Genomic DNA, 8,525 nt, shown 5'->3' on the forward strand with positions numbered 1-8,525 from the left:
AAAAAATCAGGTTGGTGTCCCGTTCAGGCGGGCCAGAATCGCTTTCGCCTCGTTAACAAGACGGCCACGGGAAAACATCAGCTGCAGGCGGCCACCGCCAACCTGCTGCCACAGCACCGCTGCGCGGATACCCGCCAGCAGCGCCGCACGAACTTTGCTCTGCACCTGCGTATTCTGCAGGATCGCCGGGGAACCGGTGACCTGAATACGCGGCCCGAGCGGGCTTATCACATCCACATAAATCCCGGCCATGGCGCTGACTAAGGTATCAGACTCCAGGCCGTAGTGCGCCAGCTGGCGATCGAGCTGCGCAATGCGCCGCGACAGCTCGTTCATCGCATCCTTGTTGCCGTTCAGCTTGCGCTCCAGCACCATCAGGCTCAGGGTATAGCGCGTCAGCTCCGCGCCCAGCCCCTGACGGCTGTTGCTGTTCAGCACCGCCTGCAGGGTTTCCAGACCAAAGCGCAGGTTGGCTTCATCGTCACCGAATACCGCCAGCGTGGAGGAGGGATTCAGATCCAGCAGGCTGTTCAGCGAGACCTTTAGCGCCTCCGGCGGGCACTGGCCCTGGTGCGCCAATTGCTGCACCAGGTGAGCGGACTGGCAAATACCGGCCAGTGCCAGGGTAATATCATAATAGTTCTTCGCCACGATGACTCCTGTTGTCTTCCCTGCACGTCGTCTGAATCAGGCACTGACCAGAGGCAGACGCTGTTCAATAATGCCGCCGCCGAGGCAGACTTCATCAAGATAAAATACCGCCGACTGGCCCGGCGTGACCGCCGCGACCGGCTCGTCGAAACGAACCTCAATACGTTCATCGTCGATCGGCGTGATGGTGCACGGAATATCTTCCTGACGGTAGCGGGTTTTCACCACGCAGCGCAGCGGGGTGCGAAGCACTTCGCGATCCACCCAGTGCAGCTGCTGAGCGATCAGGCCAACCGACATCAGGCGCGGGTGATCGTGGCCCTGGGCGACGATCAGCACATTATTCGCCACGTCTTTATCCACCACGTACCACGGCTGTTCGCTGTGATCTTTGGTGCCGCCAATGCCCAGCCCTTTGCGCTGGCCGAGCGTATGATACATCAGACCCTGATGCTGACCGACGGTGTCCCCGGCCACGGTCACAATCGGGCCTGGCTGTGCGGGCAGATAGCGCGCAAGGAACTCGGTAAATTTGCGCTCGCCGATAAAGCAGATGCCGGTGGAATCTTTCTTCTTCGCGGTAATCAGCTCCAGCTGTTCTGCGATGCGACGCACTTCCGGTTTTTCCAGCTCGCCCACCGGGAACAGGCTTTGCGCGATCTGATCGGTGCCCAGCGTATAGAGGAAGTAGCTCTGATCTTTGTTGCCATCCAGGCCGCGCAGCAGGCGGCTTTTGCCATCAACGTCGGCACGGCGCACGTAGTGGCCGGTGGCGATATAGTCCGCCCCGAGATCTTCGGCGGCAAACTCAAGGAAGGCTTTAAATTTGATCTCTTTATTACACAGAATATCCGGGTTGGGCGTGCGGCCCGCTTTGTACTCCGCGAGGAAGTGCTCGAAGACGTTATCCCAGTATTCGGCGGCAAAGTTTACCGTGTGTAAATAGATGCCGAGCTTATCGCAGACGGCCTGCGCGTCGGCGAGATCGTCTGCTGCGGTGCAGTACTCTTCGCCATCGTCCTCTTCCCAGTTTTTCATAAACAGGCCTTCAACCTGATAGCCCTGCTGCTGCAGTAACCAGGCGGAAACGGAGGAGTCAACGCCGCCGGACATCCCGACGATCACTTTTTTCTGGCTGTTAGACATAATTACCTGACTTTAAAGTTTTTACCCTTATCCCCAAACCCGAGCGCACCGGCGGTTTTGATCTGTCGCAGTCGCAGACCGGGATCGATCTGGCGCGATACTAAAAACTGCCGCTTTACCGTATTGGGGGATTTTCGGGCACCAGGAGTCGTTAAAGGCGACTCTGATAAAATTGCGGCAGCATTCTATCATGCACCGGCGGCGGGCGCATCCTCGCTAAACGGCCACCGGAAGGCGCTGAGGATCGACAGCGGATAGCGCGGGCCGTGCTGATAAACCCGCAGACTTTCGGCCACCAGCGGCGAGCGCAGTTTTTTCGACGTCAGGATCTCTTCCGGCGGCAGCCACCAGCAGCGATCGATGTCGCGGTCCTGCGGGTAGGTTTCAACGATAGCAGGCAGATCGAGGCAAAACAGGAAGCGCAGAAACGGCGTATTGTCCGGTGCAATCCACTGATGCATGCCGAGAAACGCCTGCGGCACGGCTTCGATACCGGTCTCTTCCGACAGCTCACGCGCGGCGGCCTGTAGTAGCGTTTCATTGGCTTCCAGATGGCCTGCCGGCTGGTTCCAGGTGGCGCGGCCGCGTACCCGTTCTTCAACAACCAGAAATTGTCCTTCGGCCTGAACGACGGTGGCGACGGTCACGTGCGGTTTGAACATGAGTAGCTCCTTAAAGTTAACGGCGTGCGGCTTCCACGCGCAGAGTCAGATCAGATGGCTGATATCGCGCCATTCGCCCGGGGCCAGTCCCTCTAACTGTAGCGTGCCCATCGAAAAGCGAATTAAACGCAGGGTAGGGAAACCGATATGGGCTGTCATTCGCCGTACCTGGCGGTTACGCCCCTCAAACAGGGTGATCTTCAGCCAGCTGGTGGGGATCGACTTCCGCTCGCGGATCGGCGGTTCGCGCTGCCAAAGCCAGTCGGGTTCAGCAACCCGTTCAATCCGGGCGGGCAGGGTGGGGCCATCCTTCAGCGTTAAGCCGTGGCGAAACGGCAGCAGGTCACTTTCAGCGGGTTCACCCTCAACCTGAACAAAATAGACCTTTCCGGTACGTTTTCCCGGCTGGGTCAGTTTGGCCTGTAGCGCACCGTCGTTGGTCAGCACCATCAGTCCTTCGCTGTCGCGATCCAGCCGACCGGCCGCATAAACACCCGTTTGCGGCACATAATCTTTCAACGTGCGCCGCCCGGACTCGTCGCTGAACTGGGGCAGAACATCGAACGGTTTGTTAAATAAAATCACCGAGCGCGGCCCTTTATCGACGGGTTTAGCGGCCTGGCGCGGGCTGTTCCGCTTAACGCGGTGAGGGTTAACAGAAGATTTTCGCATGGTCTTTGCACTTAGAAACAATAAGCGCATTATACCGCAATCCTGAGATGATTGGCGCGGAGTCAATATTCAAGTAGTATTGACGCGCATCTTACAAGTCATTAACAAAAAAAGCGCTCGAAGGAGAGGTTAATGGAAAGCAAAGTAGTTGTTCCGGCGGAAGGTCAGAAAATCACCCTGGAAAAGGGAAAACTGAACGTACCAAACAATCCAATCATCCCATTCATCGAAGGTGATGGCATTGGTGTGGACGTTTCTCCAGTGATGATCAAAGTTGTCGACGCCGCTGTGCAGAAGGCTTATAACGGTGAGCGTAAAATTTCCTGGATGGAAATTTACACCGGTGAGAAATCGGTAGAGCTCTACGGCCAGGACGTTTGGCTGCCGCAGGAAACCCTCGATCTGATTAAAGAATACCGCGTGGCTATCAAAGGCCCACTGACTACCCCAGTCGGCGGTGGTATTCGTTCCCTGAACGTTGCGCTGCGTCAGCAGCTTGACCTCTACATCTGCCTGCGCCCGGTTCGTTACTACACCGGTACGCCAAGCCCGGTTAAACGCCCTGAAGACACCGATATGGTGATCTTCCGCGAAAACTCCGAAGATATCTATGCCGGTATCGAATGGAAAGCGGGCACGCCGGAAGCGGATAAAGTGATCAAGTTCCTGCGTGATGAAATGGGCGTGAAGAAAATTCGCTTCCCTGAGCAGTGCGGTATCGGCGTTAAGCCGTGCTCTGAAGCCGGTACTAAGCGTCTGGTTCGTGCGGCCATCGAATACGCAATCACTAACGACCGTGATTCCGTAACCCTGGTTCACAAAGGCAACATCATGAAGTTCACCGAAGGCGCTTTCAAGGACTGGGGCTATGCTCTGGCACGCGAAGAGTTCGGCGGCGAGCTGATCGACGGCGGCCCGTGGGTGAAAATCAAGAACCCGAACACCGGCAAAGAGATCGTTATCAAAGACGTGATCGCCGATGCATTCCTGCAGCAGATCCTGCTGCGTCCAGCCGAGTATGACGTTATTGCCTGTATGAACCTGAACGGTGACTACATCTCTGATGCCCTGGCGGCACAGGTTGGCGGTATTGGTATTGCTCCGGGCGCAAACATCGGTGACGAATGCGCACTGTTCGAAGCCACCCACGGTACTGCACCTAAGTACGCTGGCCAGGATAAAGTGAACCCAGGTTCCGTAATCCTGTCCGCAGAAATGATGCTGCGCCATATGGAGTGGTTCGAAGCCGCAGACCTGATCGTTAAAGGCATGGAAGGCGCAATCGCTGCCAAGACCGTGACCTATGACTTCGAGCGTCTGATGGACGGCGCTAAACTGCTGAAATCTTCAGAGTTTGGCGATGCAATTATCAGCCACATGTAATATGTGCCGTTGATGGTTGTGAAGACGGGGGCCGATTTGGCCCCCGTTTTTGTTGTGCTGAAAAGCGTTCCCCAAAACTTCCCCAAAACTCTTCCCCAAAACTGCTCAAGAAATGAGCCGTTTAGATGGCTATCTCTATCCAGTCTTTCCCCCGGTCATCGTTGTATTTGTCTGTCATTTTTTGCGTTTTGTGACCAAGCAATTGCTGGGTATCAATACCCTGAGATCGGTAAAGACGTTCTGACAAAGAGCGCTGTTCGTGGAATGTCGGTGCAGTTCCATCTTCCCATTCAATTCCACATTTATTCCTGGCCTTCTTAAATGTCGTGGTAATTGAGTTAGCTGGTACACGACTTCCGCGCATAGCCATGGAGGTGGAATGTCTGAAGTGGACTAAATATTTACTCACCACAGCGTCACGACATATCGCCACAACATCCCTGAGGGACATCCCTATCTCAGCGCAGGTCAGATCAAGTGGGATGGCCAGGCGTGTACCGGTTTTTTCCTGAGTGACATGCAGCCTCTCGTCCCAGATATCAGAAAATTGCATTTTTGATATATCACCGATCCTCTGGCCGGTTACTATTGCCAATAGCATTGCAGACTTCAGGTATGGAGGATGTTTATCAGCTGCCGCGAAAATAGCTCTCCATTCATCTAAAGAGAGGCGCTGCCGTTTGACGCGATTACGAGGTTGCCTTGTCGCTTGGCCAGGGTTATACCCAGGGGGAACATGTCCAGCATGTTGAGCCTCTTTGAATATATCAATCATCACCATCCTGACGACCTGAGCCATACGGTTATGACCCTCTGCTTTTACCGCATCAACAATCTCTGCAACTTCGAGAGCAGTAACATCCTTCAGATACATCATTCCGCAGTGCTGACGTAAGAGTTCTACTGGCTTGTTCTTCTGCTTAACCGAGTTTATTTTTATTTCACCGGCATTCATCCGATCTTGTTGAACAGACAGATAGCGATCTAACCAGGTGGTTACCGAAATAAATTCGCGGGACTCGCGCATTTTGGCAATTTTTTCATTAACGCTGAGTATCTGACGAGTGCGCTGTTCAGCAATTATATTATTGGCCTCAGTAGCAATTTGTTTCGCTTCATCTGCATCTGTACCCAGGCTGTGAAATCTCCCTGTCAAAGGATGCTTATATTGCCAGTAAACACGATTGGTCCGTTTATCCAGTTTTGCATACAGATTGGGTATCGTGATGTTATGTGTTCGGGGTCTTGAAGCCATCTTCTATTATACTCCTGAGCTTTGGGTGTGCTTTTTCTGATAGTTTTGGTTGGGCTAAAACTCCGGCGAAGCGGGCCTCGCGATCGATCATCCACTTCCTCCCCACTTTTACTGCTGGTGGTGCCATCATTTTGCTTTTGGCATATCGCTGAAGTGTGGCAATACCCGGTGCCATATCGCCAAACTCATCTTTAGCCCAATCTTCTAAGCTAACCATTCTCGACATAATCTCTCCCAATCTGCTGCAACAGAAAATCATCGTGACATGTCACACTGTTAATTTGAGTTTTTGCCATCCGTTTGTTACCCAGCATGCCGCCTCTCCAGTACACGGGCAGCTGGTAACCGGCGCTTTGTCGCCGCACTTGCCGCAATGACCTACCATTTTTAGTAGGTACTGCAGCTCAGCGTTATCTCGGCGGATCAGCATGGCGACGTACTCGTTAAGCTCATACGGTTCCCGACCTGGCCGCCGGGCGGCGCAGTTCTGCTCCAGCATAACCAGCTCCTGCTGGTCGAGCTGCAGTTCCAGCTTGCGAGTGCCGGCGGCAGCCAGCCGTGCCCGTTGCGCGGCTTTGCGTTCTGCTGCGGACTTACCCATGATCGCCACCAGGGCTAAAGCAGATAGCTTCCGGGTCTTTATACGTTGTACTCACACCGTGGTGAATCCTGGCATTCTTCCCTTCGCTGTAACCCAGCCATGCCGCCTGCTGGTGGCCATTACATTTTTTAGCCTCGCGTGTTTTAGCTTCCGCCACACCATCAGACTTCATCTTCTCTGAGTAAGCCTGCATCTGCTGGCTCTGCTCCTCTGAAATAACCAATGCGCTAACGGCGTGATACGCACCTGACGCCCACCCTTCGCAGAACTTATCGGCCAGAGCGGCTTTATTCTTCCGTACGTATCGCCTGAGATGTGTATCTTGAAAGCTTTTCCGAGCGGCACGCAGCTGGCGGCTCAGCACGTCAAATGCGTACGCTGCAACAACGTCGCGGCCATCCTGCCCGTAGAAACTGACGACTCTTTTAGGTGTCAATCGTGATGACATACGCCAAGAGAAGACACATTTCACGGCAAAGGCTTTCTCGATCGTTACAGCCAGATGCGACATGTAGAGAGGCATTTTCTTGGCATCGCTCGGTGCGCCTTTGCTTGAACTGGAACTGATCTCCGAGAAAGTCACTTCCGTGTCGCTGATACCGTGCTCACGCATGAAAGCCTGAGCCTTCGCAATGGCACTGGCGGCTTCTTCCGGGCTGCTGGTGTTATTGGCAAGGCGCATCAGCTTCTGGATTTTCACCATGTACTTTTTACGAGCGTTATCATCACGCATGGCTATTCTCCAGAGGCACACAGTCACACATGCCAACGAAGGCCAGTGTTAACGGTGATGGGTCATCAGGGCAGGAAACTTCGTCAGAGTGGTAAACCGTCTGGCGATAAATAACGCTGTAGCCATCGCTTTTAATCAGCATCAGTTTGCCGGTGCGAACGGAGATACGACGATTGCGGCCATTCCCGCGCTCAATGGTGAAATCAACCATATCCCCGACCTTCGGCTGGCGCGGCTCGCCTGAGAATTTGCGGCATACTTCACAGCGGATCATGGCTGAACCTCACCGGCTCGGATGCGGGCGGCAAACCTCTCGGCTTCGCGGGAAGCATACGCAGACGCGGCATCGTTTTTATGCTTTTTACCGATGTTACTGCGTTGGTCACGCGAATGACTATCAACCGCCCGCGCGCCCACTTCGCGCAGTTCTACTGCGAAATCTGCGACGTATGCACTAGGCGCTTTACCCCAACTGAGGTTGCACTCCTCGCCCATTTCATCAGGGTAATCTTCGTCTGGAACTTCGCGGGTGAAGAACTCGCGCTCGACAGCTGAAAGGCAGTCGCTTCGGCGCAATGTGTTTTCGATATTGATGAAGATGGCAAAATCTTCCGCCGCATCGCCCATGTGAAATGACTGGCGAACTTTGTCCTTAAATTCAACTAGCGCTCGCACTTTCTCATTCAACCGCGCAACCTCTGCATGTAGGCCAGCATTGATTTCGCCAAGCTGACCAATAGTTAATCCTTCGGTTTTTCCGTTCATGGCTGCACCTCGCTGGTGGCCGGGACTAACTTCTGCCAGATAACGGAAACGTATTGCGCCTGGTGGATAGCATCATCCAGTGCGTTGTGACGATCACCGGGGAAGGGCATATCACGCTTTGGGTCGATACCCAGCTGACGGCCCAGCTCTACCATCGTGCGCACATCGCGGTCATTCCAGAATGGCCAGAACGCGGTTAAGTGTGTGCGCTGGTATGCTGACCGAAGAATGACGTTGTCGAACGTCGCGCCGTTACCCCAAACCTGAACGCTGGTTGATGTGCGGCATTCGGCAACGAAAAGGGTTAAATCTGAAAGAACCTTCGCAACAGGAAGCGACGCAGAAGCGATGGCGGCGCGGGCCTCGCTTGATTGTTGTAACCACCACATGATCGTCCCGGCATCCAGCGATGCGCCTAATTCAGTCTCGCTCTCCAGCTGAACGTTGGAATAAAACGTATTACCGATTTCACCGGTATCTGGCTCAAAGAAAACGGCTCCGATAGATACGATTGCTGCAGTGGGCTTATTGCCCATGGTTTCGAGGTCGATCATTAAGTGGTTCATGTGATTTCCCGTTTTCAGTCTGCACGAATCCCTTGCCGATGTGGCAATAATTCAGCAAACCGAATTTATTAATAAGTGGGCTGGTGGGCGC

The 8,525-nt window shown here is 54.1% G+C and carries 12 protein-coding genes; 1 reads left to right on the top strand and 11 read right to left on the bottom strand.

Annotated features, from left to right (window positions below; translation table 11 throughout):
• Positions 1–6 precede the first annotated feature (6 nt).
• The 4 genes from hflD to rluE form a co-directional block, all read right to left on the bottom strand.
• Positions 7–651: a high frequency lysogenization protein HflD gene (gene hflD, locus IBT46_RS18700; RefSeq protein ID WP_105592774.1), complete on the bottom strand. Its 645-nt coding sequence runs from the start codon at positions 649–651 to the stop codon at positions 7–9.
• A 36-nt stretch (positions 652–687) separates the two neighbouring features.
• Positions 688–1,797: a tRNA 2-thiouridine(34) synthase MnmA gene (mnmA, locus tag IBT46_RS18705; RefSeq protein ID WP_200546872.1), complete on the bottom strand. Its 1,110-nt coding sequence runs from the start codon at positions 1,795–1,797 to the stop codon at positions 688–690.
• Positions 1,798–1,985: 188 nt separating this feature from the next.
• Positions 1,986–2,459 (bottom strand): NUDIX domain-containing protein, encoded by a 474-nt coding sequence (locus IBT46_RS18710; protein ID WP_200546873.1) that lies wholly within the window; start codon positions 2,457–2,459, stop codon positions 1,986–1,988.
• 45 nt (positions 2,460–2,504) lie between these two features.
• A complete protein-coding gene (rluE, locus tag IBT46_RS18715) occupies positions 2,505–3,161 on the bottom strand; it encodes a 23S rRNA pseudouridine(2457) synthase RluE (RefSeq protein ID WP_200546874.1) in 657 nt (218 codons plus the stop codon).
• 102 nt (positions 3,162–3,263) lie between these two features.
• Here rluE and icd point away from each other — a divergent pair, with 102 nt between their 5' ends.
• Positions 3,264–4,514: an NADP-dependent isocitrate dehydrogenase gene (gene icd, locus IBT46_RS18720; protein WP_200546875.1), complete on the top strand. Its 1,251-nt coding sequence runs from the start codon at positions 3,264–3,266 to the stop codon at positions 4,512–4,514.
• 121 nt (positions 4,515–4,635) lie between these two features.
• Here icd and IBT46_RS18725 read toward each other — a convergent pair whose 3' ends face one another.
• The 7 genes from IBT46_RS18725 to IBT46_RS18755 are packed head-to-tail and all read right to left on the bottom strand — an operon-like array spanning position 4,636 to position 8,434.
• A complete protein-coding gene (locus tag IBT46_RS18725) occupies positions 4,636–5,769 on the bottom strand; it encodes a phage integrase Arm DNA-binding domain-containing protein (RefSeq protein ID WP_200546876.1) in 1,134 nt (377 codons plus the stop codon).
• On the bottom strand, positions 5,744–5,995 hold the full coding sequence (locus IBT46_RS18730) for an excisionase (protein ID WP_200546877.1): 252 nt from the start codon (positions 5,993–5,995) through the stop codon (positions 5,744–5,746). The genes IBT46_RS18725 and IBT46_RS18730 overlap by 26 nt, the downstream gene beginning before the upstream one ends.
• Positions 5,996–6,037: 42 nt before the next feature.
• Entirely contained in the window at positions 6,038–6,370 is a 333-nt protein-coding gene (locus IBT46_RS18735; protein WP_200546878.1) for a hypothetical protein, read from the bottom strand.
• Positions 6,363–7,103, bottom strand: a complete 741-nt coding sequence (locus IBT46_RS18740; protein WP_200546879.1) for a DUF2786 domain-containing protein — start codon at positions 7,101–7,103, stop codon at positions 6,363–6,365. Before IBT46_RS18740 ends, IBT46_RS18735 begins: the two co-directional genes overlap by 8 nt.
• Positions 7,096–7,377: a hypothetical protein gene (locus tag IBT46_RS18745; RefSeq protein ID WP_200546880.1), complete on the bottom strand. Its 282-nt coding sequence runs from the start codon at positions 7,375–7,377 to the stop codon at positions 7,096–7,098. The genes IBT46_RS18740 and IBT46_RS18745 overlap by 8 nt, the downstream gene beginning before the upstream one ends.
• Entirely contained in the window at positions 7,374–7,868 is a 495-nt protein-coding gene (locus IBT46_RS18750; protein WP_200546881.1) for a hypothetical protein, read from the bottom strand. Before IBT46_RS18750 ends, IBT46_RS18745 begins: the two co-directional genes overlap by 4 nt.
• Positions 7,865–8,434 (bottom strand): 3'-5' exonuclease, encoded by a 570-nt coding sequence (locus IBT46_RS18755; protein WP_200546882.1) that lies wholly within the window; start codon positions 8,432–8,434, stop codon positions 7,865–7,867. The genes IBT46_RS18750 and IBT46_RS18755 overlap by 4 nt, the downstream gene beginning before the upstream one ends.
• Positions 8,435–8,525 lie beyond the last annotated feature (91 nt).

It is taken from the genome of Erwinia sp. S38 (assembly GCF_016624545.1).
In the GTDB taxonomy this organism is placed as follows: Bacteria; Pseudomonadota; Gammaproteobacteria; order Enterobacterales; family Enterobacteriaceae; genus Erwinia; species Erwinia coffeiphila.

Coding starts and splice junctions, on each gene's coding strand:
- mnmA (WP_200546872.1), bottom strand. CDS start 1,797: ATGTCTAACAGCCAGAAAAAAGTGATCGTCGGGATGTCCGGCGGCGTT.
- IBT46_RS18710 (WP_200546873.1), bottom strand. CDS start 2,459: ATGTTCAAACCGCACGTGACCGTCGCCACCGTCGTTCAGGCCGAAGGA.
- rluE (WP_200546874.1), bottom strand. CDS start 3,161: ATGCGCTTATTGTTTCTAAGTGCAAAGACCATGCGAAAATCTTCTGTT.
- icd (WP_200546875.1), top strand. CDS start 3,264: ATGGAAAGCAAAGTAGTTGTTCCGGCGGAAGGTCAGAAAATCACCCTG.
- IBT46_RS18725 (WP_200546876.1), bottom strand. CDS start 5,769: ATGGCTTCAAGACCCCGAACACATAACATCACGATACCCAATCTGTAT.
- IBT46_RS18730 (WP_200546877.1), bottom strand. CDS start 5,995: ATGTCGAGAATGGTTAGCTTAGAAGATTGGGCTAAAGATGAGTTTGGC.
- IBT46_RS18735 (WP_200546878.1), bottom strand. CDS start 6,370: ATGGGTAAGTCCGCAGCAGAACGCAAAGCCGCGCAACGGGCACGGCTG.
- IBT46_RS18740 (WP_200546879.1), bottom strand. CDS start 7,103: ATGCGTGATGATAACGCTCGTAAAAAGTACATGGTGAAAATCCAGAAG.
- IBT46_RS18745 (WP_200546880.1), bottom strand. CDS start 7,377: ATGATCCGCTGTGAAGTATGCCGCAAATTCTCAGGCGAGCCGCGCCAG.
- IBT46_RS18750 (WP_200546881.1), bottom strand. CDS start 7,868: ATGAACGGAAAAACCGAAGGATTAACTATTGGTCAGCTTGGCGAAATC.
- IBT46_RS18755 (WP_200546882.1), bottom strand. CDS start 8,434: ATGAACCACTTAATGATCGACCTCGAAACCATGGGCAATAAGCCCACT.